This is a genomic window from Clostridium sp. DFI.5.61 (genome assembly GCF_024462915.1).
GTDB classification, from domain to species: Bacteria; Bacillota; Clostridia; order Oscillospirales; family Oscillospiraceae; genus Lawsonibacter; species Lawsonibacter asaccharolyticus.
In genome coordinates, this window is record NZ_JANGBZ010000010.1 from 1 (window position 1) to 26,157 (window position 26,157).

Below are 26,157 nucleotides of genomic sequence, written 5' to 3' on the forward strand. Positions count from 1 at the left end.
CCTGAAACTCCAGGCCCCCGCCGCCCTTTTTTGGTAGACTTTTGGTAGACATTTTGCTTTTTTACATTTCACCGCTGCGGCACTTCCCTCCGGGATACCCCCCTGCTTTGCCGGCAGTTCTCAGCAGCCATGGATCAAAAAATTTTCAGGGGGTACTTGACATGGAGTGGACTCCAGGTGCTAATCTGTTATCAGGCGGTCCTGCGTGAGCCGCTGTCTAATTGCAGCAGGAGGCGGTTTCTATGACTATTGCGGAGGTCAGCAAAAAATATGAGCTGTCCGCAGATACACTGCGCTATTATGAACGAATCGGCCTAGTTCCCCCTGTTCCCCGCAATAAAAGCGGGATACGAGACTACGATACAGAGTCCTGCCAGTGGGTCGAGCTGATGAAGTGCATGCGTTCCGCCGGGGTACAGATCGAGGCTCTGATCGAATATGTCGCCCTGTTCCAGCAGGGGGATGAGACCATCGGTGCCCGCAAGGCTCTGCTGATAGAACAGCGCGATCAGCTTGTGGAGCGGATGGCGGAGATGCAGCGCTCTCTGGACCGGCTGAATGACAAAATCGAACGGTACGATCAGGGGCTGATGACCAAGGAGCATCTGCTCCGTCATCTCCAGTCGCAGCAGTCCCGGCCAGACTAAACCTGGAACTGGATAAAATGCAGGAGGACATCCCTATGAAACATGAGATCATTCACACAATTTTTGAACGCGGCGGTGAGAATACTGCCTTTGCCCAGTATTTTGTGGGACAGAGCTATCTGAATATGCTCTCCACCCAGGGAGTAGCCATCGGCAACGTAACCTTTGCGCCCGGCTGCCGTAACAACTGGCACATCCACCATGCCTCCAAAGGGGGGGGACAGATCCTGCTGTGCACTGGCGGCCGGGGGTGGTACCAAGAGGAAGGGCAGCCCGCCCGCGCGCTGCGTGCCGGGGACGTGGTCCATATCCCAGCAGGCGTCAAACACTGGCATGGGGCGGAAGCGGACAGCTGGTTCATCCATCTGGCAGTGGAGGTCCCAGGGGAAGGCACCCGCAATGAATGGTGTGAGCCGGTCAGCGATGAGGAATATTCCAAATTAAACTTATTGGAAGCACTTTGAGCATCTTCTCTTTCTCCCGTTCATGCTTGCGTTCCCTCTCTTCCTCTGGTATAATGAGCGCAGTATCCTCCCCCCGCAACGACGTATGTAAATTGAGGTGTTGTAATTATGAGAAAGAGAATCGTTTTTTCCCTTATGGCAAGTATTCTGCTCCTGCTCTCCGCCTGCGGCTCCATCCCCGGCATGGAGGGGGGAAGCTCCTCCGGCGGCAGTGCCAGCAGCAGCGACGGCACCTACCATGTAGGCGATACCATTTCCACCGCTTTCTTTGATTTTACAGTCAACAGCGCCGTGGCCTCCGCCGATCATGAGGGTTACACTGCCCAGGACGGCTATAAGCTGGTGGTGGCCGATTTGACTATCAAGAACACCGAGACTTATTCCATGCCAATGGGACAATATGATTTTATGATCGCCTGGGGTGACGGAGATGAGGACTTTGCCTATCCTCTGAACCAGTATTGTGAGTCCCAACTGGCTGATGAGTATGAGATTCCCATTGCCGGCAGTGCGGAAGGCTCTCTGGTCTTTGAGGTCCCCTCTGATCAGAAGGACTTTGCTCTCGGCTTTGAGGAGTACTATGAGGATGAGTCCGTCGGTGATCTGTATGTGGTGTACTTTACCGCTGAATAAGGAATCATTTCATGTATTTTGATACCCATGCCCACTACGACTCCGGGGCCTTCAACGCCGACTGGAAGGAACTTCTGGCCTCTATGCCCCAGAAGGGGGTGGAGCTGATCGTCAACCCGGGCTGCGACCTGGAGAGCTCCCGCACCGCAGTGGCCCTGGCAGAGGAATTTCCCCATGTCTACGCCGCGGTGGGGGTCCACCCCTCCGACTGCGGAGAATGGGGGGAGGGGACCCTGCTGGAGCTGCGGCAGCTGGCCTCCCGCCCCAAGGTGCGGGCCATCGGAGAGATCGGCCTGGATTACTACTGGAAGGACAACCCGCCCCGGGCTCTCCAGCAGAACGTGTTCCACCGCCAACTGGAGCTGGCACAGTCCCTCCGCCTGCCCGTTATCGTCCACGACCGGGAGGCCCACCAGGACTGCCTCTCCATCGTGCGGGAGCATCCCCAGGTCACCGGGGTGTACCACTGCTATTCCGGCAGCCTGGAGGATGCCAAGGTGCTGGTCAAGCTTGGGTGGATGCTCTCCTTTACGGGAGTCATCACCTACAAGAACGCCCGAAAGGCCCTGGAGGTCATCGACTGGCTCCCTATGGACCGGATCATGATCGAGACTGACTCCCCCTATCTGACCCCCGAGCCCTTCCGGGGCAAGCGGAACGACTCCGGCTATGTCCATCTGGTGGCAGAGGCCATCGCCCAGGTGAAGGGGGTCCCCCCGGAGGAGGTCGCTGCGGTGACGCTGGAAAATGGCCGGCGGTTTTTTGGCATTTCCTAAGGTGACGCATCAAGCAGGGGCCGCCAGAACGGCGGCCCCTGGGCTATTTTAAAAAAAGGATGTTTTCTCATGACCATAACCTACGAGTATGAAGACGCCCTCTATGTGAATCTCACCAACAAGTGCAACTGCAACTGCGAATTCTGCCTGCGTCACGGCCGGAAGGAAGGCTCCATTTATACGGAGGACTCCCTCTGGCTGGAACGGGAGCCCACCCGGGAGGAGGCGCTGGACAGCTTCCTCAGCCGGGACGTCTGCTCCTACCGGGAGATCGTCTTCTGCGGCTATGGGGAGCCCACCTACCGCCTGGACGATATCCTCTGGCTGGTAGACCAGCTGAAGGAGCGTTTCGGCCGAAGGCTGCCACCTGTGCGCATCAATACCAACGGCCACGCCAACCTGATCCTCGGGCGGGACGTGGTGCCCGAGCTGAAGGGCCGCATCGACACTCTCTCCATCTCCCTCAATGCGGTCACTGCTGCAGAATATACGGCTCTGTGCCATCCTGCTCAGGGAGAGGCGGCCTATCAGGCTATGCTGGACTTTGCCCGGGAGGCCACCCGGTATGTCCCCCATGTGGTGCTTACCATTGTGGACAAGGACAAGAGCTCGGAGGAGATCGAGACCTGCAGGCAGATCGCCGCTGAGCTGGGGGTGAAGCTGCGTATCCGCAGCTTCATCGACTCCTGAGGTGTTGTCCGGCCCTGCACCCATGCAATAAAAGAGGCTGTCCATCCCGCCGGGGTATGGACAGCCTCTTTTACTGTGATTTTTACGCCGTCAGCTCCAGCTCCTCCAGCGCTTCCCGTTCATTGTCGGCCGAGAAGCAAAACCGGCCGGCCCAGTCGTAGACCTCCACGTGGCCCCTTACCCATACGATGTTATAATCCATACTGTCTTGCTCCTTTCCGTTTTCTGTGCTCTCAGTATAGCGGAAAAGAAGTCCTATAAACCGGACTTTTATCGCGGCGGAGGAAGAGAGTATTTTGTTTTTTGCAGGACGTCACGGGGACATGGTCTTACAGGACTGTCCTCTCTTGATGCTCGCGCAGGGACAGACTTGGTCCTTCACGCCGGTTTCGGTCCGGCGCGGGGAAAGGCCCCCCATCCGTCACCGCTCACGCCGTGCCACCTTCCCCCAGGAGGGGGGGGGAGGGGCTTGAGGGCAGCTCTGGGAGCCGCCCTTATATGGCACCTTCAGTCACTTCGTAGGGGCGCGCATTGCGAGCCCGCCAGCTTCCTACCGCCCCCTGTTCTGCCAGGGCAGGCGCAATGCCGCCGTGGGGTGTGCACGCCATGCGCCCCCTCCCAAGCGCAAAAGAAGATCGGCTGAACTTGAAAAGTTCAGCCGATGTTCTTTACTCCTCTACGTAGTCGTCATACTCGGAGGGACAGCCGGTTTTCTTTCTCAGCTTCTCTCCGGCGCAGCCGCAGAACTCCGCCACCTTATCCCAGTAGGCGATGACCGCGCATACCACGGCGGCGGTGGTAAGCGACAGGGCCACGATCTTCAGTACGAAACGGGCGACCTTCATAAACGGGATGCCTCCTTTTCCGGTGATTCGTGTCTCTAGTGTACACGATTCTTTGGAAAATTACAATCGTTTTTCCAAATTTTCATGTGCCCTTTTCTTCCGGGCATCAGCGGGACAGCACGAATTGATACTCATCGGCGATATAGTTGGGGATGCTGTACAGCACCGCCACCGCGTCGATGCCGTTGTCCTGGATATAGCCCTGGATGCTGCTCAGGTTATACCTGGGGTCAAACAGGTGGATCTGGGAGAAGCTCTGAGTCAGGAAGGGGGTCAGACTGTCGGAGTAGGAGTCCCGGATCAGCAGCAGGCGGGGGGCGTCGGTCAGGCCGGTCTCCACCACGCACAGGGGCTGGACACCCCCCAGAAAGTAGGAGTATTTGTCCTTTACTTCCAGATAGCTGTCCACATAGAGGCTTCCCTGGGATGGGGTCCCGTCAAAATAGGAGGTCACCTTCACCCCATCCGCCGGGATGTAGGTGTCGATCCGGTCCGGGGCCACCCAGCGCACCCCGGAGGCGGAGAAGATGGTCCCATAGAACTGGTCGGTCACAGTCGTCCTCTCATAGTCCGCCAGATCCACCGGCTCCATCCCCATGGCCTCCATCAGGGCGGTGTAGCCGTAATAGGCGCCCAGGCTGGTCCAGTGGTGGTCGGTGCGGTAGTAGAGCTCCTCCCCGCTGTGGGCGGAGAGGACGGAGAGCAGATCCACCGTGCGGGCCGCGGTCCGGCTGTAAAGGGTCTCGATGATGGCCGCCTCGTCGGCAGTGGGGGCCCCGTCAGGGAGCCGGTCGTGCCACACCTGGGCGGCGGAGGGGATCAGGCCGAAGTAAACCGGCACCCCGGCGTTGCTCACCAGCTGGTCCAGATACTCCAGATTCTGGTCCAGCTGCTCCCAGGTCTCCCCGTCAGGCTCCTCCACTCGGTTGATCAGGGTGTCCTGGGCCGCAAAATAGACCCCGTTGTTCTCCTGCTTGCCGCTGAGCCGCTCCCCCCACGCCTTTGCGGCTACCCAGAGGTCCCGGCCTGCGATGTGGTCGCTGACATACTTCTCTGAATTCTCCATGAATTTCCCATTTTTCACGGTCTCTATGCTCAGCTCCGGCGGCTTCTGGAGGAAGCGGTTCTCCATCTCAGAGAACTCCTCCTTGGGCAGCAGGGCGCTGATCACCAGGACGCCCCCTATGAACACCGTGAAGAGCACGGTGAGAAAAATGCTGTACGCTTTGGTCATGATATCTCCTCCTCAGAACCGGAAGTACAGGAAGGGGTTATAGGTCCCGTCCACCAGATAGGCAGTGCACAACAACAGCCCTGCCAGGATCAGTACCGCCCCCAGGATATGGGCCGTGCGGACATTCAGCCTGCGGTAGACCGCCGCCCCCAGCGGGGTGGCCGCCAGGGCAGAGATGCAGAGGACCGGCAGATAGTTGGCCGCGTAGTACTTGAAAGCCCCATCGATCAGGGGCACGCCTCCCAGACCGAACATCACCTTCAGGTACTCCCCCAGCTGTCCGAAGTCCTCGATGGCGAAGATGGTCCAGCTCACCAGCACAAAAAACAGGGTGTAGAGGTGGCCTACCGCACCGGGGGCCCGCTTCAGCCACCGGAGCAGGACAAATTTCTCCACCAGCAGCAGTACCCAAAAGTACAATCCCCAGAGCACGAAGTTCCAGCTGGCCCCGTGCCAGATGCCGGTGGCCGCCCACACCAGGAACAGATTCAGGACCCACCGCCCCTTGGAGCAGCGGTTGCCCCCCAGAGGAATATACAGGTACTCCCGGAACCAGGTGGACAGAGAGATGTGCCACCGCCGCCAGAATTCGGTGATGCTCCTGGAGATATAGGGGTAGTTGAAGTTGCGCATGAACTCAAAGCCCAGCATCCGTCCCAAGCCTACCGCCATATCCGAATAGCCGGAGAAGTCAAAGTAGATCTGGATGGCAAAGGCCAGCACGCCCAGCCAGGCCCCGGCCACGGTCAGGTCCCCCGGCGCCATGGCCTTGTAGCTCTCCCACAGCATGCCCACGTTGTTGGCGATGAGCACCTTTTTTCCCAGGCCGATGACGAACATCTGGACGCCGGAGGCAAACTTCTCCACGGTGCAGGTCCGGCTGTCGATCTGATCTCCCAGATCCTTGTATTTGATGATAGGGCCGGCGATCAGCTGGGGGAACAGGGTAACGAAGGTGCCGAAGTTGACCAGCGACCGCTGGGCCCGGGCGTCCCCCCGGTAGACATCGATGGTGTAGCTCATGGTCTGGAAGGTGTAAAAGGAGATGCCGATGGGCAGATGGACGTTCAGGACCGGCATGAAGTTCAGCCCCACCGCCTGAAAGGAGGCGGCCAAAAAGTCCCAGTATTTAAAAAAGCCCAGCAGCGCCAGGTTGAAAAACACCGACGACGCCACCGCCCAGCGGGCGCCTCGGTCGTTGCCCCGGGCCTTACATCGCTCCACCAGCATCCCATGGGTGTAGTCGATCAGGGTGGAAGCTACCATGATGACCACATAGATCCGCTCGCCCCAGGCATAAAAGAACAGGCTTACCGCCAGAAGGGCCAAATTCCGCCCCTTCAGCGGGACCGCATAGTAGAGCAGCAAGGTCAGTGACAGATAGACAAACAGAAACAGGGGGGTGGAAAATACCATAAGAGAGTCCTCCTCAAAGCGCAGGCGGGCGAAAGCTCGCCCGCCTGCGGAATGGGTGCTTCAGATTCAAAAGAGCGCGTTGAAGTCGTCTGCGATGGCATCGCACTGCTCATGGACCACCATCAAAATGTAGTTTCCGTTGGACACCACCCGGGAGCATTCGGTCCAGATACGGGTGGGCTCGGGATACCAGGCGCCGCCGTTGATCATGCCATCGATCCGGGCCTGGAGGATGGCCTTCACCCCATCCACGTCCTTGCTGTCCGTAACCTCGATCAGGGCCAGTTCCCCCATGTTCATGCTCATCTGGTTCACATAGACCAGCATCTGCTGGGAGGAGACGGCGCTCAGGCCGGGGTAGAAGATATCCATCAGCTCCTGGTCGGCCTGCTGCATGAAGGAGGGGAACTCATAGTCCCCGGACAGCTGGGTATAAAAAGCGGACAGGTCTGCCTGGTCCGCCGCGGGCGCCTGGGAGGAGCTGCCTCCATTCCCGCTCCCCTGGGAGGAGCTGTTCCCGCCGCCGGAAACGGGCTGATCCTCCGGCAGCTTGCAGCGGACGGTGCAGGAGGCACGCAGCTCCGTCCCCTCCACAGCGGCGGTGATGGTGGCTGTGCCCCGGGCCACTGCGGTGACGGTGCCGTCCTGGGACACGGCCGCCACCGTCTCATCGCTGGAGGTCCAGGTCACCTTGGGGGCATCCACCCCGGACACTGTGGCCTTCAGCTGATAGCTGCTCCCGGCCTTGAACAGGGAAAAGTCGGATTTATCCAGCGCCAGCGCCGCTACCGCCTCCGGCTCGTCCACCGGAGGCTGGGGGGCCTCCGGTGCGCTCTCCCCCGGTGCGCTCGTGTCCGGGGCGCTGGCATCCGGCAGGGAGACGTCGGGCTGGGAGGCGTCGGGGCTCCCCTGGCTGGAGGAGGTGCTGCCGCCAGGCTGGGAGGTGCTGCCGCTCTCCTTGGGGCCGCAGCCAGAGAGCAGGGAGAGGGAAAGGCCAAGGGCCAAAAACAGGGCAAAGGTGCGATGCTTCATCATTTCAGATCAAACTCCTTTTTAGGGGGATCGATCCGCCTGGGATCGTCTTACCCTACATTGGACGACGGTCCTGCCCAAAAAGTTCCCCCTGATCTGAAAAATTTTTGTTCCCCGCCTCAGCGGACCCAAGACACCAGGTTCCCGGTCTTCTCCCGGGGGCCGGGGAAGTCCACGGCGGGCCAGCCCAGGGCCAGTGCGGCCACCGGCATCTCCTCCGGCGTCACGCCGATCTCCGCCAGCTTCTCCTGGACCTCCCGGTCCTCCCGGGTGCGGTAGAGCTGGTTGATCCAGCAGGAGCCTACTCCTAAGGAGAAGGCGGCCAGCATCATGTTCTCCATGGCACAGGAGGCGTCCTGGACGCAGGTGGTGCTCTCCTTCTGGTTGGTCACCAGAACCAGCACCGGGGCTCCATAGCGGAAGTCCTTGTCCCGGTAGTTCTCCATCTTGCGGCTGACCAGAGCGGTGAGGTCTGCCAAATAATTTGGATCCGTGATCACATAAAAATGGTTCAGCTGCTTGTTCATCCCGCTGGGCGCGAAACGGCCGGCCTCCAGGATCTGTTGGATCACCGCCTCCTGCAGCGGCTCGGGACGGTAGGCCCGGGTGCTGCGTCGGTCGTGCATCAGCTTCAACATCTCATTCATGGAACATGCTCCTTTTCTCCGTCATTCTGTCCCCGGCGTCCGTTTTTGGCCCTTTTTCGGGGGCAGCCCTCATTATATCAGCCTTTTTTCCAAATCTCCACCGGTATTTGGAAAATTTAAAAATTCCTCTTGACAAATGGGCTCCCTTGTCATAGTATAATATATGAACAAGCGCTCATATGTTTAAACGTTAGAAAGGAGACCGCTATGGAATTCGTCGATCACTGTGAGATCACCCAGGTGCACCAGGGCGCGGTGGACCAGGTCCGTCAGGTCCTGCCGCCGGATGAGGTGCTCAGCGACTTGGCCGACCTGTTCAAGATCTTCGGGGATTCCACCCGGATCAAGATCCTCTACGCCCTGCTCCGGTCCGAGCTGTGCGTGTGCGACATCGCTGATCTGCTGGGACTGACCCAGTCCGCCATCTCCCACCAGCTGCGGGTCCTGCGGAGCAGCAAGCTGGTCAAATTCCGCCGGGATGGCAAGACCCTCTATTATTCCCTGGCCGACGAGCACGTCTGCCGCATCATCAGCCAGGGGATGGAACACGTGGAAGAGTGAGCGGTGGCTTTCCTTCATTGCGGATCACGTTTGCCTATGCCCTGGCCGAAGAGGGGGACCGCCGGGCGGTGGCGGAGGAGACCGCCGTGCCAGCCTGCTGCGCCTTTCTGGAGGGGGCGGTGCCTCCCTCCAACCGTGTTCCGTCCCGTCCAGCTGTATCCCGGTGGACTCAGCGGTAATGAGACCATGACCCATCAAAAGTTTTGAGGAGTGTTGAAGATGAAAAAGACGTTCAAACTGGTAGATCTGGATTGTGCCAACTGCGCCGCCAAAATGGAGGCCGCCGTCCAGAAGATCGACGGCGTCACCGCCGCCTCCGTCAGCTTTATGGCCCAGAAGATGACCATCGAGGGGGATGACGCCCGCTTTGATGAGATCGTGAAGGAGGCAGTCAGGGTCTGCAAAAAAGTGGAGCCTGACTGCGAGATCCTGGTGAAATAAAACAGGACAGAGGGGAGCTTCCCCCTCTGTCCCCGCCTCTGGAGGGAACCGCCATGACAAAAAAGCAGAAAAAAATGCTCTCCCGCATCCTAATCAGCGCCGTCCTCTTTTTGCTCCTCTACACCGTCCCCGCCCAGGGGGTGGTCCGTCTCCTGCTCTACCTCATCCCCTATGCTGTTATCGGCTGGGATGTACTGTGGAGGGCGGTGAAGAACATCCGCAACGGCCAGGTCTTTGACGAAAACTTTCTCATGTCCATCGCCACCATCGGCGCTTTCGGCTGCGGGGAGTACCCCGAGGCCGTGGCCGTCATGCTCTTCTATCAGGTGGGCGAGCTCTTCCAGAGCGTGGCTGTGGGGCGCAGCCGGCAGTCCATCGCCGCCCTGATGGACATCCGTCCCGACTATGCCAATATGGAACGGGACGGCCAGCTGGTCCAGGTGGACCCGGATGAGGTGGCGGTGGGAGACACCATCGTCATCAAGGCCGGCGAGCGGGTCCCCCTGGATGGCATAGTCACCCAGGGAAACAGCGCGCTGGATACCGCCGCCCTCACCGGGGAATCCCTTCCCCGGGACGTAGCCGCCGGGGACGAGGTGATCAGCGGCTGTGTCAACCTGTCCGGCCTGCTCCATGTCCGGGTCACCAGGCCCTTTGGGGAATCCACCGTGGCCAAGATCCTGGACTTGGTGGAGAATTCCAGCGAAAAGAAGGCCAAGGCGGAACACTTTATCACTAAATTCGCCCGGTACTACACCCCCGCCGTGGTTTTTGCCGCCCTGGCCCTGGCCGTTATCCCCTCCCTGCTGCTTGAGGGAGGCTGGGGCGTGTGGGTCCCCAGAGCGCTGAACTTCCTGGTGGTGTCCTGCCCCTGCGCCTTGGTGATCTCCATCCCCCTCAGCTTCTTCGGCGGCATCGGCGGTGCCTCCAAGCATGGCATTCTGGTGAAGGGCAGCAACTACCTGGAGGCCCTGGCTCGGGCAGGCATCGTGGTCTTTGACAAGACCGGCACCCTCACCCGGGGCACCTTCGAGGTCACGGTGATCCACCCCCAGCAGCTCAGCGAACAGGAACTGTTGGAGCTGGCCGCCCTGGCGGAGCATTTCAGCACCCATCCCATCTCTCTGTCCATCCAGGCCGCCTGCCGGCCCGCCCCAGACCCGGCCCGGGTCACCGACGTCAAGGAGATCGCCGGCCGGGGCGTCCAGGCCGTGGTGGATGGCAGGACCGTGCTGGCCGGCAATCAGAAACTGATGGACCAGTTCCAGATCTCCTTTGAGGACCGCTGCCGCCACATGGGCACCATCATCCACGTGGCGGTGGATGGGGAATACGCCGGTCACATCGTCATCTCCGACCAACCCAAGCCGGAGGCCGCCCAGGCCCTTTCTGACCTGAAGGCCGCCGGAGTCCGCCGCACGGTCATGCTCACCGGCGACGCCCAGAGCGCCGCCGAGGGCGTGGCCCGGGAGCTGGGTCTGGATGAGTTCCACGCCGAGCTGCTGCCCGGAGACAAAGTGGACCAGGTGGAGCGCCTGCTGGCCCAGAAGCAGCCCAAGGAAAATCTTGTTTTTGTGGGGGACGGCATCAACGATGCCCCCGTCCTCTCCCGGGCGGACATCGGTGTGGCTATGGGAGCGCTGGGCTCTGATGCGGCCATCGAGGCGGCGGACATCGTGCTTATGGACGATGACCTCTCCAAGCTGGCCCAGGCGGTGCGCATCGCCCGCAAGACCCTGTCCATCGTCCGTCAGAACATCGTCTTCGCCCTGGCGGTGAAGGGGCTGGTGCTGGTTCTGTCCGCTCTGGGCTATGTGGGCATGTGGTGGGCCGTCTTCGCCGACGTGGGCGTCTCGGTCCTGGCCATCCTCAACGCCAGCCGGATGCTGCGGGCAAAATGACAAAGGTCCCTTTTAAGACTAAAAAACCAGGTGCCGCCCCCGGGGCGGCACCTGGTTTTCTCACGTCTGCGTCTCATCCTTGTACCGGTCGATGGGCACCAGCCCCCGGAAAAAATCGTCGTACTGGGCGTTCAGCACGGTCCTCAGGGCAATCAGGTCGCTGACGAACAGATTTCTCCGCCCGGTCTCGATCTGGGAATAGGCGGACTGGAGCATGGGCCTGCCAAGCTGTGCCATCCTGGCGCACACATCCTCCTGGGTCAGCCCCCGGGCCTCCCGCAGTTTCCGCAGGTTCCTGCCGATGCTGAGGTTCTGTATCAGCTTTGCCATAATCGCTCCTTTCAAATTATTGCTATTGCGATTTTCTCGATCACAGCAAATGCTATGGCGCAATGATCACTATCTGGCGATAATTATATTTTTGCCCAATAAAAGCCCCCTGTCCCGAGGGGGAACAGGGGGCCGCAGTCCGCTTATTTGCCGCAGAAGTCCTTGGCGACCTCCACGATATGCTCCGCGCTCAGGCCGAACTGCTTGAGCAGGTCGGCGGCGGGGCCGGAGTGTCCGAACTCGTCGTTGACACCGATGCGGCGCACCAGGGTGGGGCGCTTCTCGCTGAGCAGGGCGCACACCGCCTCGCCCAGGCCGCCGATGACGGAGTGCTCCTCGCAGGTGATGATCTTTCCGCACTCCTGGGCCGCCTTCAGCACCAGCTCCTCGTCCAGAGGCTTGATGGTGGCCATGTTGATGATCCGGGCGCTGATCCCGGCTTCCTTCAGGGCCTTGCCCGCCTCCAGCGCCTCATAGGAGAGCAGGCCGGTGGCGATGATAGCCACGTCGGAGCCGTCCATGAGCACCTCGCCCTTGCCGATCTGGAAGGTGAAGCCATCCTCCTCGTGGAACACCGGCACGGCGGAGCGGCCGAAGCGCATGTACACGGGGCCCTCATGCTCATAGGCCGCCTTCACCATGGCCCGGGCCTCCACGTCGTCGGAGGGGGACATGACCACCATGCCGGGGATGGTGCGCATCAGGGCGAAGTCCTCACAGCACTGGTGGGAGGCCCCGTCCTCGCCCACGGAGATGCCGCCGTGGGTGGCACCGATCTTCACATTCAGGTGGGGGTAGCCGATGGAGTTGCGCACCTGCTCAAAGGCGCGGCCGGCGGCAAACATGGCGAAGCTGGAGGCAAAGGGGACCAATCCCATGGCGGCGGCGCCGGCGGCAGCAGACATCATATCCGCCTCGGCGATGCCGCAGTTAAAGTGGCGGTCGGGGAACGCCTTCTTGAATACGGCAGTCTTGGTGGCGCCGGCCAGGTCGGCGTCGAACACGATCAGGTCGGGATGGGAGGCGCCCAGCTCAGCCAGCGCGCTGCCATAGCTGTCCCGGGTCGCGATCTTCTTCACATCTGCCATCTTACATCCCCTCCACTTCTGCCAGGCGGGCTTTCAGCTCGTCCATGGCGGTCTTGTACTCCTCGTCGTTGGGGGCCTTACCGTGCCAGCCTGCCACGTCCTCCATGAAGGAGACCCCCTTGCCCTTGATGGTGGTCATGATGATGGCGAAGGGGACGCCCTTAGTGGCTCTGGCCTCGTCAAAGGCGGACTCCATCTGCTCGAAGTCGTGGCCGTCGATCTCCCGGACCTGGAAGCCGAAAGCCCGCAGCTTCTCCGGGATGGGGTAGGGGCTCATCACGTCGGTGATCTTCCCGTCGATCTGCAGGTTGTTATTGTCGATGATGACGCACAGGTTGTCCAGCTTATACTGGTGGGCAAACATGAAGGCCTCCCAGGGCTGGCCCTCCTCGATCTCGCCGTCACCCAGCAGGGTGTAGATCCGGCAGTCCTTCCCCTGGTACTTGGCGGCCAGGGCCATGCCGGCGGCGGCGGACACACCCTGGCCCAGGGAGCCGGTGGACATGTCCACGCCGGGGGTCTCGTTCATGTTGGGGTGTCCCTGGAGGCGGCTGCCGATGTGGCGCAGGGTCTTCAGCTCCTCCCAGGGGAAGAAGCCCTTCAGGGCCAGGGCGGCGTACAGGCCGGGGGCGGTGTGTCCCTTGGAAAGGACGAAGCGGTCCCGCTCCTCCCACTTGGGGTCGGCGGGGTCCACCTTCATCTCCCGGAAGTACAGATAGGTAAACAGATCCGAGGCGGACAGGCTTCCGCCGGGATGGCCGGATTTGGCGCCATAGGTGGATTCGATGACGCCCATGCGCACCTTGCAGGCGTTGGCCATCAGTTGCTTTTTCTCACTGGCTGTCATGACGTTCTCCTTCTTCTTCGATTTCCGGTCGCAGGTCCTTCTCTCTCTTCCCGCGGCCGGAGCGTTTCTATGCGTATTATAAAACAGTCCTTCCAAAAGTGCAAGGGACCGTCCGCTTACTTTCCATGAAACGATGGGATGGACCCATGCATAAAAAAGAAAAGAGGCTCCCTGTTCCCAAAGGGGGAGACAGGGAGCCTCAGTTTGCCGAAAAAAGCCTCGCAGAGTTCGCGCCTGCGCGCGGCAGACTGCATCTTTCTCGAAAAAGCGGCTTTGCCGCTTTTTCGACCGTCTCATGCCATCGCCAGCCCGGAGTAAGGGGTGTCCATGGGGATGGTCACGTCCAGGCCTGGGATGGTGATGCTCTCCCCGGCGGCGTCACAGTAGTAGATGTCCAGGGAAGAGGGCTCCCCCTTCTCCGGGTCCACAAAGTTGTACTGGAGGGTATGCTGGATGCTGTCCAGGATGGTGGCCGCCAGCTCCCCCGCGTCATACACGTGGAACTCCTCCTTCTGGGGGTCCGGCGGACCGGTAAAGATGGAGCAGGTGTCGGCAAAAGACACCGTCATGCCGCCCGGACCGCTGGTGATCTCGTCCGCCAGATCCAGGTTCCAGCCGGTGAGCTCCGCCATACCGGCGATCATGGCCTCCGCGGGCACCAGGCCCTGCTCGTCCAGCTCCCCTTCATAGGTCATAGGGTATTCCTGAAATGTCCCATCCATGCCGATGTACAGGGTGTACTCTGTCCCCTGGGGCTGGGCCTGGCTCCCGCCGGCCGAGCCGTCCGCCTGTTGACTGGAACTGCCGGCGGAGGACTGGGAGCCTGCCGGCTCCTGGGCGGAGGTGCCGGGGTCCGGGCTCCCGGACGCGCTCCCTGTCGGCGTCTCGCCTCCGACGCAGGCGGCCAGACTAAACAGCAGGGCTCCGGCACAAAATACAGGTACTAGCTTTTTCATCGTTTCCTCCTTTTCCACGATGGCCTTGGGTCTTTCACTCCGCTCTGGAGTGATTGGGGCTATCATAGCCACATCCGCCTCCGCCGTCAAGGAATTTTCCCCAACCTTCACACTTTGGTCACGGAATCTTTACCGCCCGGTCAAAAAAGCCCGCTCTCTGACCGGAGGAATATTTTATCAAATGGATGAATTTGGGAAAAGGGGCGAGGCAGTGCCAGTCCTTCTCCTCTGGAGGGGAAGGACTGGGGCGCTTTTCTGTCAGGCCGGAGCAGGCGGGATTTCTTGACTTTCCGCAGAAGTGGGCATATTATGAAAAATACTTGATCGTCAGGGGGAAATCAGAACCATGTTTCACTATCTGGACAATGCCGCCACCACACAGACCCGGCCGGAGGCCGCTCAGGCGGCTGTGACCGCCATGACGGAGGAGTGGGGCAACCCATCCTCCCGGTACGCCTTCGGCCAGGAGGCGTCGGGACGGCTGAAGGAGCATCGGGCACAAGTGGCCGCCGGCCTGGGCTGCCGCCCGGAGGAAGTGTACTTCCTCTCCTGCGGCACTGAGGGGGACAACTGGGCCATTGCCGCCGCAGTGGAGAAGAACCGGCGGAAAGGAAAACACATCATCACCACCGCCATCGAACACGCCGCGGTGCTGGAGCCCATCCGGGAGCTGGAACGGCAGGGCTATGAGGTCACCTGGCTCCAGCCGGACCAGCAAGGGATCATCACGGCAGAGCAGGTGGAGGCGGCCCTGCGCCCGGACACCATCCTGGTGGCCATGATGCTGGTGAACAACGAGCTGGGCACCGTCCTCCCGGTGGCCGAGACCGCCCGCGCCATCCGTGCGGCCCGCTGCCCCGCCCTGCTCCACTGTGACGCGGTCCAGGGCTTTCTGAAGGTCCCCTTCACCCCGGAGGGGCTGGGGGTGGACACCCTGGCGGTGAGCGGGCACAAGGTCCACGCTCCCAAGGGCATCGGGGCCCTGTATATCCGCCGGGGGCTGAGGCTGCCGCCGCTGATCCGGGGGGGCGGACAGGAGGAGGGACTGCGCTCCGGCACGGAGCCCACGGCCCAGACCGCCGCCTTTGCCGCCGCGGTGGAGGCGGGGCGGGCCAGCCTGGAGCGGGACCTGGCCCACATGCGGGAACTGAAGGACTACGCCGCCCGCACCCTGCGGGAGCAGGTGCCGGGGCTGGAGCTGATCGGGGCGGGGACCGCCCCACACATCCTCCCTGTCACCCTGCCCGGCTACAAGAGCGAGGTGGTGCTCCGCTTCCTCAGCGACAGGGGGATCTATGTCTCCTCCGGCTCCGCCTGCCACAAGGGCAAGCCCAGCCATGTGTACGCGGCCCTGAAGCTGCCCAAACCCCAGCTGGACGGCATACTGCGGATCAGCTTCTCCTACGACACCGCCCGGGAGGACGTGGACGCCCTGGTCCAGGGGCTGAAGGAGGCTCAGGCCCAGCTGTTCACCAGTTTGTCCTGAGGGGAGCGTCAGACACAGAAGAAAACAAATAAAGAATAAAGGAGTGGAGCGGGATGACACCGGAACTGCGGATCACGGTCCTGATGGAAAATACGGCCCGGGAGGGGCTGGAGGCGGAGCACGGCCTGTCCTTCTTCCTGGAGTACCGGGGCAGGCGCTTTCTGCTGGATGCGGGCTCCTCCGGCCGGTTTGCGGACAATGCCCAAAAGCTGGGGGTGGACTTGGATGGGGTCGAACTGGCGGCTCTGTCCCACGGACACTACGACCATGCCGACGGCCTGCGGGCCTTTTTTGCCCTCAATGACAGGGCCCCGGTGTATATACGGCCCCAGGCGGGGGAGGCTTACTACTCCAAGTCGGGAGGCTCCCCCAGATTTGTGGGCATCCATCGGGAGATCTGGGAGGGCTTCCGGGACCGCTTCGTGCCGGTGGATGGGCTGTACCCCCTCTGCCCCGGGGCCTGGCTGGCGCCGGAGACCGTCCGGGGCGGGCCCTTTGCCAGCCGGGAGCCCAATCTGCTGCGCAAGGTGGGGGAGGACCGGCTCCTGCCCGACGACTTTTCCCACGAGCAGTCCATGGTGCTGGAGACCGGGCGGGGGCTGGTGGTGCTCAACTCCTGCTGCCATGGGGGTGTGGTAAACATCGTGAAGGGCGTGCTGGACCAGTTCCCGGGACAGCGGGTGTATGCCCTGCTGGGCGGCCTGCATATGCTCAGTCCTGGGGCCAATGCGCTCAACTGTCCCCCGGACTATGTCCGCCAGGTGGCCGCCGCGCTGCTGGAGCTGGGTGTGGAGTACCTGTGGACGGGGCACTGCACTGGTCCTGCCGCCTTTGCACTGCTGAAGGAGGAGCTGGGGGACCGGGTGGAGCCCCTCACCGGCGGAATGCGGCTGGGTATTTAAGGAGCGGGATATCGTCCATGTTTGGACGGACTCATTAGCAATTTCAGAAGCCCTCTGCAAAAAACAGATTGCAGAGGGCTTCTTCCGTTTGTTCAAAATAAATTCATAAAGTAACTATTGACAATTTGGAGGTCCGGTGGTACTCTATCGTTAGCACTCATGGAATATGAGTGCTAAAATTAGAAAAACACCGAGGTGAGCGTGCAATGGAACTGACCGACCGGAAAAAGCGGGTCCTGCGGGCCATCGTGGAGACCTATATCAACACCGCCGAGCCGGTGGGCTCCAAGGCCATCGCCCAGCTGGCTGGATTGGATGTGTCCGCCGCCACCATTCGCAATGAGATGGCAGACCTGACCGAGATGGGGCTGCTGGAACAGCCTCACACCTCCGCCGGGCGGGTCCCCTCCGCCGCAGGTTACCGTTTGTATGTCAACGAGTTGATGGGGCAGCACCAGCTGACCCTTCAGGAGACGGAGCGGATCAACAGAGCGCTGAACCTGAAGATGGAGGAGCTGGACCGGGTCATCGACCAGGCCGGCAAGGTCCTCTCCCAGATCAGCGACTACCCGGTGTTCTCCATCGCGGCCGGCCCAGAGCGGGTGACAGTGAAGCGGTACGATCTGCTGATGGTGGAGAAGGGCGCTTTCATCGTGGTGGTGATGACCGACACCAGCGTGGTGAAAAACAAGATCATCCGGGTGCCGGGAGAGCTGTCCGAGACTCAGCTCCAGCTGCTCTCCGCCGTGCTCAACAGCTCCTTTGTGGGGCTGGAACTGGCCGAGATGCTGGAGGCACTGGAAAAGATGGAGGCCCACTCCGCCCCAGGTGCCTTTGAGATGATCTCCCTGGTGGTGGACTTTGCCATGGAGATCCTGGAGGAGCAGAGCCGCAAGACAGTACACACCGCCGGGATCACCCACCTGCTGGAGCACCCGGAGTATCACAGCCTGGACAAGGCTAAGCCGCTGATGACCTATCTTTCAGAGGAGTCGGAGGCATCCAAGCTGCCGGTCGCCCTGGACGGCGGCAGGAACATGAACATCCTTATCGGCCCGGAAAATGTGAACGAGGCCCTGAAGGACACCAGCGTGGTGATGGCCAGCTATGACATCGGCGACAACATGCGGGGCGTCATTGGTGTGGTGGGCCCCACCCGTATGGATTATGCAAAGGTGACCGCCCGCCTGTCCTACTTCGCCGACAGCCTGACCCGGATGTTCGGCAAGGGAGAGCTCCCTTCCGGAGACGGGGACGGGGACGGGCAGGCGCAGGAATAGGAGGAAAGGATAGCCCATGAGTCAGAAAGAAAAGAACAAGACGCCCCCCGAGCTGGACGATCAGCTGGAGGAGGCGGCCGCGAAGGAAGCGGCTGAGGAGCCGGCCGAAGCGGAGGCCGGGGCCCCCGACCCTCTGATGGATGAGCTGGAGGCGCTGAAGGACCAGGCGGCCCGGCAGGAGGAGAAATATCTCCGGCTGGCGGCGGAGTACGACAACTTCCGCAAGCGGACTGCCAAGGAGAAGGAGGCCATCTGGAACGACGCCAAGGCGGACGCCGCGCTGGCATTCCTCCCGGTGTACGACAATCTGGAACGGGCCCTGAAGCAGGAGACTGCAGACGAGGCGTATAAAAAGGGCGTGGAGATGACCATGAACCAGCTGAAGACTGTGCTGGAAAAGCTGGGCATCACCGAGATCGAGGCCCTGGGACAGCCCTTTGACCCCGCCCTTCACAACGCGGTAATGCACATTGAAGATGAGAATTTTGGAGAAAATACCGTGGCCGAGGTGTTCCAGGCCGGCTTCAGGCTGGGAGACAAGGTGGTCCGCTTTGCCATGGTGAAGGTCGCCAACTGACGAAAAACAGAATGGAGGAGACAGCTCAGTGAGAGATCCCATGATCCGGAAAAAAGCCTGCCGGCAGTGCCTCTGCCTGGACCCGGCCGTCTACGCCCTGTTTCTGACGGCCAGCATGTGCTTCCTGTTCTCTTTTGTCTTTTATCTGCTCTCTTTCATCTTTTGACCTTGTAAATACAAATCTTTTCATATTGGAGGAACGAAATTATGTCCAAGATCATTGGTATCGACTTAGGTACGACAAACAGCTGTGTGGCTGTCATGGAGGGCGGCGAAGCCGTCGTCATCCCCAACGCAGAGGGCAACCGCACCACCCCCTCTGTAGTGGCATTTTCCAAGGACGGCGAGCGTATGGTGGGCCAGGTGGCCAAGCGTCAGGCCATCACCAACCCCGACCGCACCATCATCTCCATCAAGCGTGAGATGGGCTCTGACTACAAGGTGAGCATCGACGGCAAGAAGTACACCCCTCAGGAGATCAGCGCCATGATCCTTCAGAAGCTGAAGGCGGACGCCGAGGCCTATCTGGGTGAGACAGTCTCCGAGGCGGTCATCACCGTCCCCGCCTACTTTACCGACGCCCAGCGCCAGGCCACCAAGGATGCGGGCAAGATCGCCGGCCTGGATGTGAAGCGGATCATCAACGAGCCCACCGCCGCGGCCCTGGCCTACGGCGTGGACAAGGAGGAGTCCCAGAAGGTCATGGTCTACGACCTGGGCGGCGGCACCTTCGACGTATCCATCCTGGACATCGATGACGGCGTCATCGAGGTGCTGGCCACCGCCGGCAACAACCGCTTGGGCGGCGATGACTTCGACAAGTGTGTCATGGACTGGATGGCCGCCGAGTTCAAGAAGACCGAGGGCATCGACCTCACCGGCGACAAAGTGGCGATGCAGCGCCTGAAGGAGGCCGCCGAGAAGGCTAAGATCGAGCTTTCCGGCGTTACCTCCACCAGCATCAACCTGCCCTATATCACCGCCGACGCCACCGGCCCCAAGCATCTGGACCTGACCCTGAGCCGGGCCAAGTTCGACCAGCTCACCGCCCACCTGGTGGAGGCCACCGCCGGCCCTGTCCGTCAGGCCATGAACGACGCCGGCCTGTCTGGCAGTGATATCCACAAGGTGCTGATGGTGGGCGGCTCCAGCCGTATCCCCGCCGTGCAGGAGATGGTGAAGAAGCTCACCGGCAAGGAGGGCTTCAAGGGCATCAATCCCGATGAGTGCGTGGCCATGGGCGCGGCCCTTCAGGGCGGTGTGTTCACCGGCGACGTAAAGGACCTGCTGCTGCTGGACGTCACCCCCCTGTCCCTTGGCATTGAGACCATGGGCGGCGTGATGACCAAGCTGATCGAGCGCAACACCACCATCCCGGTCAAGAAGAGCCAGATCTTCACCACCGCCGCCGACAACCAGACCTCCGTGGAGGTCCACGTGCTCCAGGGCGAGCGTGAGATGGCCCAGTACAACAAGACCCTGGGCCGCTTCCACCTGGACGGCATCGCCCCCGCCCGCCGGGGCGTGCCGCAGATCGAGGTCACCTTCGACATCGACGCCAACGGCATCGTGAACGTGTCCGCCAAGGATCTGGGAACCGGCAAGGAGCAGCACATCACCATCACATCCTCCACCAACATGTCCAAGGACGACATCGACAAGGCCGTGCGGGAGGCGGAGCAGTTCGCCGCCGAGGACAAGAAACAGCGGGAGGCGGCCGACATCCGCAACCAGGCGGACCAGATGGTGTTCCAGACGGAAAAGACCCTGGAGGACATGGGCGACAAGATCCCCGCGTCCGACAGGAACAGCGTGGAGAGCGCACTGAACCACCTGAAGGAGACCCAGAAGGGCAGCGACGTGGAGGCCATCAAGGCGGCTACCGAGGAGCTGACGAAGGCGTTCTACGCCGTCAGCGAGAAGCTGTATCAGCAGAACGGCGGTCAGGCCGGCCCCGGCCCGGACATGGGCGGCGCCAATTTCGGCGGCCAGGCGGGCGGCAGCGGCGCCGGACCCGACGTGGTGGACGCCGACTATGAGGTCGTGGACGACGACAAGAAATAAAAACGTTCATGGTCCGCGCGGGCGGGGCATCGCCCCGCCTGCGCGCCCTTGCGTTTCCATAAGAGGGAAGAGCGAAGTGTGGCGAGTGAAGAGATGAGCACCCCGTTTCACTGGGGAGGCAGGAGCTCATCTCCACCTTCCCAGCTCCGTTTTTCACTCTGAATAGAGGTGATACTATGCCAGAACAGAAGCGAGACTACTATGAGGTCCTGGGCGTGAGCAAAGGGGCCTCTGACGAAGAGATCAAAAAGGCCTACCGGAAGCTAGCCAAAAAATACCACCCGGATATGAACCCGGGGGACAAAGAAGCGGAGTCCAGGTTCAAAGAGGTCAACGAGGCCTACGAGATCCTGTCCAACAAGGAGAAGCGGGCCCGGTATGACCAGTTTGGCCACGCCGGGGTGGACCCCAACTACGGCGCTGGCGGGGGCGGCTTCACTGGAGACTTTGGAGACATTGACCTGGGCGACCTGTTCGGCTCCTTCTTCGGCGGCTTCGGCGGAGGGGGCTTCGGGTCCTCCGCTGGCCGGCGCAATGGCCCCCAGAAGGGAGAGAGCCTGCGGGCCAGCCTCACCATCACCTTTGAGGAGGCCGCCTTCGGCTGCGAGAAGGAGATCAACCTGAACCGCACCGAGGAGTGTGACGCCTGCCACGGCTCCGGCTGTGAGTCAGGGACCACAGCGGAGATCTGCCCTGACTGCCGGGGCACCGGGACCGTCCGCATCCAGCGGGGGGCGGGCGGCTTTGCCTTCACCAGTACGGCGCCCTGCTCCAAGTGCCGGGGGACCGGCAAGATCATCCACAGCCCCTGCAAGGCCTGCGGGGGGGCGGGCAGCGTGAGGAAGCAGAAGCGCATCGCTGTGACCATCCCCGCCGGCATCGATGACGGCCAGGCTGTCTCTCTGCGCGGACAGGGGAATGCAGGCAAGAACGGCGGTCCTGCCGGCGATTTGATCGTAGGCGTCCATATCCAGCCCCATCCCCAGTTCCAGCGGGACGGGACCACGGTGCTGTATGAGCAGCCCATCTCCTTCTACCAGGCGGCCATGGGGGCTGAGCTGGAGATCCCCACCATTGACGGAAAGGTAAAGTACAACCTGCCCGCCGGCACTCAGACCGGCACCACCTTCCGGCTGAGAGGAAAGGGCATCCCGGAGCTTCGGGGCCGCGGGCGGGGCGATCAGTACGTCACCGTCCGGGTGGCGGTGCCCACTGGGTTGAATGGAGAGCAGAAGGAGGCCCTGAGGGCCTTCGCCGCCGCTATGGGAGAGATCCCTGCGCAGGAGGAGGAAGAGGGGCTCAAGGGCTTCTTTGACAAGCGGAAACGGAAAAAATAAGTTCGGATCTCAATCGGTGAGTCCGGGGCGGCCCTGTACGGCCGCCCCGCCCCCCCCCCCCCCCCCCCCCCCCCCCCCACCCCTGTTGCCGGGAGCTTTGCGGGGCGCACATCGTGCGCCCCGTATTTTTTGACCCAGCCTCGTTCTTCCTCTGCGGGGCGCATGTCCTTCTGTTTCCTTTTCTCCGCCCCTTCTGTATATGTTTTTCTCCACAAGGGGAAATTTTATGTTATAATAGAAAAAACGTGATCTCATTCAGCTTGCCAGCGCCATCCCTGCCTGGGGGCCGGCACCCATCTCAGCTCTGCTGTCCACGGAAGGGAGACCCATATGACAAACGATGCATCGCTCTGCTATGTGGTGGGGGCCATGCCCCTGGACCCCGGTTTCATCCTCACGCCTGTCCCTGGCGACTTGGTCATTGCGGCCGACAAGGGCTATGAGACCCTGTCCCGGCTGGGCGTCCACCCCGGCCTTGTAGTAGGGGATTTCGACTCGCTGGGCTCCGTCCCAGACCATCCCCAGGTCCTCCGCCTCCCCAGGATCAAGGACGAGACGGACACCGGCTTCGCCCTGCGCCAGGGGCTGAAACGGGGATACCGGCGCTTTGTGCTGCTGGGCTGTCTGGGCGGGCGTCTGGACCACACGGTGGCCAATCTTCAGCTGCTCTCCTGGCTCTCCGCCCAAGGGGCCCAGGGCGTTCTGCTGGGAGAAGGCGAGGCGGCAGCCGTGGTCACTGAAGGGACGCTCTCCTTCCCCGCCTCCATGGAGGGCTTCGTCTCCGTGTTCTGCGCCGGCGGTACTGCCCGGGGCGTCACCCTGGAGGGTCTGAAATACCCCCTGGACCACGCGGAGCTCACCAGCGACTTCCCCCTGGGGGTCAGCAATGAGTTCGTGGGCCTGCCCGCCCGGATCTCCGTGGAGGAGGGCTCCCTTTTGGTGGCCTGGGAGGACCGGGGGACCCTGGATGACCTGCTTCCCACCCTGTGGAGCGACTGAAAAGGAGCAATTTGCAATGAAATACTATTTTGTTATAAGGGAGGAGCTCCCCCATGCCTGACCAGAGCAGCGAGAAGGACCTGAGGCTGGCCGTGCTCATCGATGCGGACAACGCCTCCCGCACCGCCATGAAGGATGTGATGGCTGAGGTGGCCGTCTACGGCACCCCCACCATCAAGCGCATCTACGGCGACTGGACCAGTCCCAACATGTCCACCTGGAAGTCTATCCTGCTGGAGACCGCCATTACCCCCATCCAGCAGTACAGCTATACCACCGGAAAAAACGCCACCGACTCGGCCATGATCATCGACGCCATGGACATCCTCTACTCCGGCAACTGTGATGGCTTCGTCCTGGTGTCCAGCGACTCCGACTTCACCCGGCTGGCCACCCGCCTGCGGGAGGCGGGGATGAAGGTGTACGGCATGGGGGAGAAAAAAACGCCCAAGCCTTTCATCGTGGCCTGCGACAAATTTGTCTACATTGAGGTCATCCGGGCCGCGGCCCAGCAGGCGGCCCAGCAGGAGAAGGAATCCGTTCCCCAGAAGAGCTCCAAGAAGAGCAGCAAGAAGGCGGCCCAGCAGGCGGTTTCCGCTCCTGCCGCCAGCGCGGTGCCTCAGGACATGGTGGAGCTGATCGCCGACTCCCTAGAGAACTTGTGTGATGAGGACGGCTACACGCTGATGGGCAAGCTGAGCAATCTGCTGATGAAGAAGCAGCCCGACTTTGACCCCCGGAACTACGGCTTCTCCAAGCTGAGCAAGATGATCAAATCTCTGGACCGCTTCGAGGTGGATGTGCGCCAGGTGGGTGACAACAACACCGACATCTATGTGCGGGACAAGCAGGGAAAGGATAAATAAAAGGCCCTCTGTTCACAGATTCCACTTGTATTTTCCCCACGGCTGTGGTACATTATATTCTCCCCAGGTATTTGGAGGCGCAGATGGAGAGGAGGTGTTCCTGTGGCCGATTCCGTCAAAGTCGTGGCTAAAAACAGCAAAGCCTACCACGACTACTTCATTGAGGATAAATACGAAGCCGGGATCGAACTGGCAGGCACCGAGGTCAAGTCCATCCGTCTGGGCCATGTGAACCTGAAGGATTCCTTCTGCGTCGTCAAGGACGGAGAGATGTCCGTGATCGGGATGCACATCAGCCCCTATGAGAAGGGGAACATCTTCAACAAGGACCCCATGCGCCAGCGCCGCCTGCTGATGCACAAGCGGGAGATCCTGCGGCTGTTTGCCCGCATCAAGCAGGACGGCTACTCCCTGATCCCTCTGTCCATCTACTTCCGGGGCCCCCGGGTCAAGCTGGAGCTGGGGCTGGCAAAGGGCAAAAAGCTCTATGACAAGCGTGACTCCGCCGCAGCGCGGGACGCCAAGCGGGAGATGGACCGGGCTATCAAGAGCCGAAACCGATGACCCCCTCCGCGGGGATAAGAAAGGATATGATCCCAGTGAGCAATCCCATCATCACCATTGAAATGGAAAATGGCGGCGTTATCAAGGCGGAGCTCTACCCCGAGATCGCGCCCAACACCGTGAACAACTTCATCCACCTGATCCAGAAGGGATTTTATGACGGCCTGATCTTCCACCGGGTCATCCCTGGCTTCATGATCCAGGGCGGGTGCCCTGACGGCAGCGGCATGGGCGGCCCTGGCTGGCAGATCAAGGGGGAATTCACTCAAAACCGCTTCCCCAATGACCTGAAGCACGACCGGGGCGTCCTGTCCATGGCCCGGGCGATGGACCCCAACTCCGCCGGCAGCCAGTTCTTCATCATGGTGGAGCAGGCCCCGCATTTGGACGGCCAGTACGCCTCCTTCGGCAAGGTCATCGAGGGCATGGAGGTGGCCGACGCCATTGTCTCCGCCAAGCGGGACTGGAATGACAAGCCCCGTGACCCCCAGCGCATGAAGCGGGTCACGGTGGAGACCTTCGGTGTGGACTATCCCGAGCCGGAGAAGTGCTGATTTAATTTTAAGCCTGCGGGGCGGAATGCCCCGCAGGGTTAAAATATGAACTCCTCGCCCGGCGGCGCAGCCGCCATCCGAAGCGGAGCCCAGCGCAAGCGGGTCCGGTTCGGTGAGGAGGAGCAAGGGAGCCAGCGCAGCTTTCGCCGCCAGGCGGAAACGGAGCTGAGCAGACTTTGTGACGACGAGGGGGCGTACCGGTTTCGACGGGGACGCGGAAGCAGGAATAGCGGGCGGTGGCGCCTGACCACCTGAAAACGGGCAACTTATAAATTAAAGAACGATAACGATACCGTTCTCGCCGCTGCTTAAATAGCGGTCGTCTGACCCGGGAGGACCACGGCCCGGGAACAGGCGTCGTTTCGTGGTGCACGTGCGCCGGCAAAGCTTTGAACCGGCCATGAACGATGAAGCTCACCTGACCCGTCGGCGTGACGGCTTGCCGGCAGGAAAGGGAACTGGGAGAGCAAGACTCCCAAAATAACCGTCTGCGCCCGGAGAAGTTCCTGGGGAAGCGTTTTCGGACGGGAGTTCGACTCTCCCCGCCTCCACCAAAAGAAAATGCGACTTGTATCGACAAGTCGCATTTTCTTTTGGGTTTCGCTCCCGCTGGTCGCTCCACCCTTCGGTGATTGAAATGCTCGGGCGAAGTGAATTCGCCCTGTGCCAAGGTTTTGCCTGTGGCAAAACGCTTGTACGGCGCAAAGGCGCCGCCGGCCAGAAGGCCGGTTGGATGCTTCTCAAGAAAAATTGCAAACGACCTGAGAGGATTTGGATTGTTACCCCTTGCCACGTCGGAGCAAGCGTCATATCGCTTGCTCCGACTTTTTATGCTTCGCACGAAAAGTCAGAGCGCGCTCATTTTGCTGCTCCTCCTTTCCACCTGCGACCCGCTTCGCTGGGCTCGCAGGTGGTGGGCGGCCCTGCGGGCGGCTATTTTTCGTTTCTGGCAGAAATATTGGTTTTAACCGCTCTTTGCAAAAGAAAATGCGGCTTGTTTTGACAAGTCGCATTTTCTTT

At 61.2% G+C, this 26,157-nt stretch carries 30 protein-coding genes and 1 other RNA gene; 22 read left to right on the forward strand and 9 right to left on the reverse strand.

Going from position 1 to position 26,157, the window contains the following annotated elements; translation table 11 throughout:
- Positions 1-242 precede the first annotated feature (242 nt).
- From NE584_RS06995 to NE584_RS07015, 5 genes are all read left to right on the forward strand, one after another.
- Entirely contained in the window at positions 243-647 is a 405-nt protein-coding gene (locus tag NE584_RS06995; protein ID WP_050622794.1) for a MerR family transcriptional regulator, read from the forward strand.
- 35 nt (positions 648-682) lie between these two features.
- Positions 683-1,111 carry a cupin domain-containing protein gene (locus tag NE584_RS07000; RefSeq protein WP_256182424.1) on the forward strand — a complete coding sequence of 143 codons (429 nt, stop codon included), beginning with the start codon at positions 683-685 and terminating at the stop codon, positions 1,109-1,111.
- 108 nt (positions 1,112-1,219) lie between these two features.
- Positions 1,220-1,744, forward strand: a complete 525-nt coding sequence (locus NE584_RS07005) for a DUF4352 domain-containing protein (protein ID WP_082203469.1) — start codon at positions 1,220-1,222, stop codon at positions 1,742-1,744.
- Positions 1,745-1,755: 11 nt separating this feature from the next.
- On the forward strand, positions 1,756-2,520 hold the full coding sequence (locus NE584_RS07010) for a TatD family hydrolase (protein ID WP_256182427.1): 765 nt from the start codon (positions 1,756-1,758) through the stop codon (positions 2,518-2,520).
- Positions 2,521-2,589: 69 nt separating this feature from the next.
- Positions 2,590-3,210 carry a TatD family nuclease-associated radical SAM protein gene (locus tag NE584_RS07015; RefSeq protein ID WP_256182429.1) on the forward strand — a complete coding sequence of 207 codons (621 nt, stop codon included), beginning with the start codon at positions 2,590-2,592 and terminating at the stop codon, positions 3,208-3,210.
- Positions 3,211-3,878: 668 nt separating this feature from the next.
- Here the strand turns inward: NE584_RS07015 and NE584_RS07020 are convergent.
- The 5 genes from NE584_RS07020 to NE584_RS07040 all read right to left on the reverse strand — a co-directional run bounded on the left by NE584_RS07020 (position 3,879) and on the right by NE584_RS07040 (position 8,384).
- Complete coding sequence (locus NE584_RS07020) at positions 3,879-4,055, reverse strand: hypothetical protein (protein ID WP_170116196.1); 177 nt, start codon at positions 4,053-4,055, stop codon at positions 3,879-3,881.
- A gap of 106 nt (positions 4,056-4,161) precedes the next feature.
- The gene (locus tag NE584_RS07025; protein WP_256182432.1) at positions 4,162-5,289 is read right to left on the reverse strand and encodes a DHHW family protein; all 1,128 of its coding nucleotides are present in this window, start codon (positions 5,287-5,289) and stop codon (positions 4,162-4,164) included.
- A 12-nt stretch (positions 5,290-5,301) separates the two neighbouring features.
- The gene (locus tag NE584_RS07030; RefSeq protein ID WP_108979957.1) at positions 5,302-6,705 is read right to left on the reverse strand and encodes an MBOAT family protein; all 1,404 of its coding nucleotides are present in this window, start codon (positions 6,703-6,705) and stop codon (positions 5,302-5,304) included.
- Between the two features lie 66 nt (positions 6,706-6,771).
- Positions 6,772-7,740, reverse strand: a complete 969-nt coding sequence (locus tag NE584_RS07035) for an Ig-like domain-containing protein (RefSeq protein ID WP_256182435.1) — start codon at positions 7,738-7,740, stop codon at positions 6,772-6,774.
- A 116-nt stretch (positions 7,741-7,856) separates the two neighbouring features.
- The gene (locus NE584_RS07040; protein ID WP_108979955.1) at positions 7,857-8,384 is read right to left on the reverse strand and encodes a nitroreductase; all 528 of its coding nucleotides are present in this window, start codon (positions 8,382-8,384) and stop codon (positions 7,857-7,859) included.
- Positions 8,385-8,591: 207 nt separating this feature from the next.
- Between NE584_RS07040 and NE584_RS07045 the strand changes: the two genes are divergently transcribed.
- The 4 genes from NE584_RS07045 to NE584_RS07060 are packed head-to-tail and all read left to right on the forward strand — an operon-like array spanning position 8,592 to position 11,287.
- Positions 8,592-8,945, forward strand: coding sequence for a metalloregulator ArsR/SmtB family transcription factor (locus NE584_RS07045; protein ID WP_050622785.1), 354 nt, complete (start codon positions 8,592-8,594; stop codon positions 8,943-8,945).
- 17 nt (positions 8,946-8,962) lie between these two features.
- The gene (locus NE584_RS07050; RefSeq protein WP_157954672.1) at positions 8,963-9,124 is read left to right on the forward strand and encodes a hypothetical protein; all 162 of its coding nucleotides are present in this window, start codon (positions 8,963-8,965) and stop codon (positions 9,122-9,124) included.
- A gap of 40 nt (positions 9,125-9,164) precedes the next feature.
- A complete protein-coding gene (locus NE584_RS07055) occupies positions 9,165-9,386 on the forward strand; it encodes a heavy-metal-associated domain-containing protein (protein WP_050622784.1) in 222 nt (73 codons plus the stop codon).
- A 53-nt stretch (positions 9,387-9,439) separates the two neighbouring features.
- Positions 9,440-11,287 carry a heavy metal translocating P-type ATPase gene (locus tag NE584_RS07060; RefSeq protein WP_050622783.1) on the forward strand — a complete coding sequence of 616 codons (1,848 nt, stop codon included), beginning with the start codon at positions 9,440-9,442 and terminating at the stop codon, positions 11,285-11,287.
- Positions 11,288-11,347: 60 nt separating this feature from the next.
- Here NE584_RS07060 and NE584_RS07065 read toward each other — a convergent pair whose 3' ends face one another.
- From NE584_RS07065 to NE584_RS07080, 4 genes are all read right to left on the reverse strand, one after another.
- Positions 11,348-11,617, reverse strand: coding sequence for a helix-turn-helix domain-containing protein (locus NE584_RS07065; protein WP_256182440.1), 270 nt, complete (start codon positions 11,615-11,617; stop codon positions 11,348-11,350).
- Between the two features lie 143 nt (positions 11,618-11,760).
- A complete protein-coding gene (locus NE584_RS07070) occupies positions 11,761-12,705 on the reverse strand; it encodes a transketolase family protein (RefSeq protein ID WP_256182442.1) in 945 nt (314 codons plus the stop codon).
- 1 nt (position 12,706) lies between these two features.
- A complete protein-coding gene (locus NE584_RS07075; RefSeq protein WP_050622780.1) occupies positions 12,707-13,552 on the reverse strand; it encodes a transketolase in 846 nt (281 codons plus the stop codon).
- Between the two features lie 293 nt (positions 13,553-13,845).
- A complete protein-coding gene (locus tag NE584_RS07080; protein WP_256182445.1) occupies positions 13,846-14,508 on the reverse strand; it encodes a hypothetical protein in 663 nt (220 codons plus the stop codon).
- 346 nt (positions 14,509-14,854) lie between these two features.
- On the opposite strand from NE584_RS07080, the gene NE584_RS07085 reads away from it, so the two are divergent.
- The 13 genes from NE584_RS07085 to NE584_RS07145 all read left to right on the forward strand — a co-directional run bounded on the left by NE584_RS07085 (position 14,855) and on the right by NE584_RS07145 (position 26,140).
- Positions 14,855-15,994 carry a cysteine desulfurase family protein gene (locus NE584_RS07085; RefSeq protein ID WP_108979951.1) on the forward strand — a complete coding sequence of 380 codons (1,140 nt, stop codon included), beginning with the start codon at positions 14,855-14,857 and terminating at the stop codon, positions 15,992-15,994.
- 53 nt (positions 15,995-16,047) lie between these two features.
- The gene (locus NE584_RS07090) at positions 16,048-16,896 is read left to right on the forward strand and encodes an MBL fold metallo-hydrolase (protein ID WP_256182448.1); all 849 of its coding nucleotides are present in this window, start codon (positions 16,048-16,050) and stop codon (positions 16,894-16,896) included.
- Positions 16,897-17,102: 206 nt separating this feature from the next.
- On the forward strand, positions 17,103-18,176 hold the full coding sequence (gene hrcA, locus NE584_RS07095; protein WP_256182450.1) for a heat-inducible transcriptional repressor HrcA: 1,074 nt from the start codon (positions 17,103-17,105) through the stop codon (positions 18,174-18,176).
- A gap of 16 nt (positions 18,177-18,192) precedes the next feature.
- Entirely contained in the window at positions 18,193-18,753 is a 561-nt protein-coding gene (grpE, locus tag NE584_RS07100; RefSeq protein ID WP_256182452.1) for a nucleotide exchange factor GrpE, read from the forward strand.
- A 28-nt stretch (positions 18,754-18,781) separates the two neighbouring features.
- Positions 18,782-18,919 carry a hypothetical protein gene (locus tag NE584_RS07105; RefSeq protein ID WP_154669718.1) on the forward strand — a complete coding sequence of 46 codons (138 nt, stop codon included), beginning with the start codon at positions 18,782-18,784 and terminating at the stop codon, positions 18,917-18,919.
- 41 nt (positions 18,920-18,960) lie between these two features.
- On the forward strand, positions 18,961-20,817 hold the full coding sequence (dnaK, locus tag NE584_RS07110; protein WP_050622774.1) for a molecular chaperone DnaK: 1,857 nt from the start codon (positions 18,961-18,963) through the stop codon (positions 20,815-20,817).
- A gap of 176 nt (positions 20,818-20,993) precedes the next feature.
- Positions 20,994-22,154, forward strand: a complete 1,161-nt coding sequence (dnaJ, locus tag NE584_RS07115; protein WP_050622773.1) for a molecular chaperone DnaJ — start codon at positions 20,994-20,996, stop codon at positions 22,152-22,154.
- Between the two features lie 330 nt (positions 22,155-22,484).
- The gene (locus NE584_RS07120) at positions 22,485-23,153 is read left to right on the forward strand and encodes a thiamine diphosphokinase (protein ID WP_242850264.1); all 669 of its coding nucleotides are present in this window, start codon (positions 22,485-22,487) and stop codon (positions 23,151-23,153) included.
- A gap of 53 nt (positions 23,154-23,206) precedes the next feature.
- Positions 23,207-24,019, forward strand: a complete 813-nt coding sequence (locus NE584_RS07125; RefSeq protein ID WP_050622772.1) for an NYN domain-containing protein — start codon at positions 23,207-23,209, stop codon at positions 24,017-24,019.
- 102 nt (positions 24,020-24,121) lie between these two features.
- Positions 24,122-24,583 (forward strand): SsrA-binding protein SmpB, encoded by a 462-nt coding sequence (smpB, locus tag NE584_RS07130; RefSeq protein WP_050622771.1) that lies wholly within the window; start codon positions 24,122-24,124, stop codon positions 24,581-24,583.
- 26 nt (positions 24,584-24,609) lie between these two features.
- Positions 24,610-25,137 (forward strand): peptidylprolyl isomerase, encoded by a 528-nt coding sequence (locus tag NE584_RS07135; RefSeq protein WP_050625366.1) that lies wholly within the window; start codon positions 24,610-24,612, stop codon positions 25,135-25,137.
- Positions 25,138-25,325: 188 nt separating this feature from the next.
- Positions 25,326-25,691: a transfer-messenger RNA gene (gene ssrA / locus NE584_RS07140) on the forward strand.
- A gap of 14 nt (positions 25,692-25,705) precedes the next feature.
- Positions 25,706-26,140 (forward strand): hypothetical protein, encoded by a 435-nt coding sequence (locus tag NE584_RS07145; RefSeq protein WP_256182458.1) that lies wholly within the window; start codon positions 25,706-25,708, stop codon positions 26,138-26,140.
- Positions 26,141-26,157 lie beyond the last annotated feature (17 nt).

Excerpts from the sequence above, each read along its gene's own strand:
- NE584_RS06995 (WP_050622794.1), top strand. The coding sequence starts at position 243 with ATGACTATTGCGGAGGTCAGCAAAAAATATGAGCTGTCCGCAGATACA.
- NE584_RS07000 (WP_256182424.1), top strand. The coding sequence starts at position 683 with ATGAAACATGAGATCATTCACACAATTTTTGAACGCGGCGGTGAGAAT.
- NE584_RS07005 (WP_082203469.1), top strand. The coding sequence starts at position 1,220 with ATGAGAAAGAGAATCGTTTTTTCCCTTATGGCAAGTATTCTGCTCCTG.
- NE584_RS07010 (WP_256182427.1), top strand. The coding sequence starts at position 1,756 with ATGTATTTTGATACCCATGCCCACTACGACTCCGGGGCCTTCAACGCC.
- NE584_RS07015 (WP_256182429.1), top strand. The coding sequence starts at position 2,590 with ATGACCATAACCTACGAGTATGAAGACGCCCTCTATGTGAATCTCACC.
- NE584_RS07020 (WP_170116196.1), bottom strand. The coding sequence starts at position 4,055 with ATGAAGGTCGCCCGTTTCGTACTGAAGATCGTGGCCCTGTCGCTTACC.
- NE584_RS07025 (WP_256182432.1), bottom strand. The coding sequence starts at position 5,289 with ATGACCAAAGCGTACAGCATTTTTCTCACCGTGCTCTTCACGGTGTTC.
- NE584_RS07030 (WP_108979957.1), bottom strand. The coding sequence starts at position 6,705 with ATGGTATTTTCCACCCCCCTGTTTCTGTTTGTCTATCTGTCACTGACC.
- NE584_RS07035 (WP_256182435.1), bottom strand. The coding sequence starts at position 7,740 with ATGATGAAGCATCGCACCTTTGCCCTGTTTTTGGCCCTTGGCCTTTCC.
- NE584_RS07040 (WP_108979955.1), bottom strand. The coding sequence starts at position 8,384 with ATGAATGAGATGTTGAAGCTGATGCACGACCGACGCAGCACCCGGGCC.
- NE584_RS07045 (WP_050622785.1), top strand. The coding sequence starts at position 8,592 with ATGGAATTCGTCGATCACTGTGAGATCACCCAGGTGCACCAGGGCGCG.
- NE584_RS07055 (WP_050622784.1), top strand. The coding sequence starts at position 9,165 with ATGAAAAAGACGTTCAAACTGGTAGATCTGGATTGTGCCAACTGCGCC.
- NE584_RS07060 (WP_050622783.1), top strand. The coding sequence starts at position 9,440 with ATGACAAAAAAGCAGAAAAAAATGCTCTCCCGCATCCTAATCAGCGCC.
- NE584_RS07065 (WP_256182440.1), bottom strand. The coding sequence starts at position 11,617 with ATGGCAAAGCTGATACAGAACCTCAGCATCGGCAGGAACCTGCGGAAA.
- NE584_RS07070 (WP_256182442.1), bottom strand. The coding sequence starts at position 12,705 with ATGGCAGATGTGAAGAAGATCGCGACCCGGGACAGCTATGGCAGCGCG.
- NE584_RS07075 (WP_050622780.1), bottom strand. The coding sequence starts at position 13,552 with ATGACAGCCAGTGAGAAAAAGCAACTGATGGCCAACGCCTGCAAGGTG.
- NE584_RS07080 (WP_256182445.1), bottom strand. The coding sequence starts at position 14,508 with ATGAAAAAGCTAGTACCTGTATTTTGTGCCGGAGCCCTGCTGTTTAGT.
- NE584_RS07085 (WP_108979951.1), top strand. The coding sequence starts at position 14,855 with ATGTTTCACTATCTGGACAATGCCGCCACCACACAGACCCGGCCGGAG.
- NE584_RS07090 (WP_256182448.1), top strand. The coding sequence starts at position 16,048 with ATGACACCGGAACTGCGGATCACGGTCCTGATGGAAAATACGGCCCGG.
- hrcA (WP_256182450.1), top strand. The coding sequence starts at position 17,103 with ATGGAACTGACCGACCGGAAAAAGCGGGTCCTGCGGGCCATCGTGGAG.
- grpE (WP_256182452.1), top strand. The coding sequence starts at position 18,193 with ATGAGTCAGAAAGAAAAGAACAAGACGCCCCCCGAGCTGGACGATCAG.
- dnaK (WP_050622774.1), top strand. The coding sequence starts at position 18,961 with ATGTCCAAGATCATTGGTATCGACTTAGGTACGACAAACAGCTGTGTG.
- dnaJ (WP_050622773.1), top strand. The coding sequence starts at position 20,994 with ATGCCAGAACAGAAGCGAGACTACTATGAGGTCCTGGGCGTGAGCAAA.
- NE584_RS07120 (WP_242850264.1), top strand. The coding sequence starts at position 22,485 with ATGACAAACGATGCATCGCTCTGCTATGTGGTGGGGGCCATGCCCCTG.
- NE584_RS07125 (WP_050622772.1), top strand. The coding sequence starts at position 23,207 with ATGCCTGACCAGAGCAGCGAGAAGGACCTGAGGCTGGCCGTGCTCATC.
- NE584_RS07135 (WP_050625366.1), top strand. The coding sequence starts at position 24,610 with ATGATCCCAGTGAGCAATCCCATCATCACCATTGAAATGGAAAATGGC.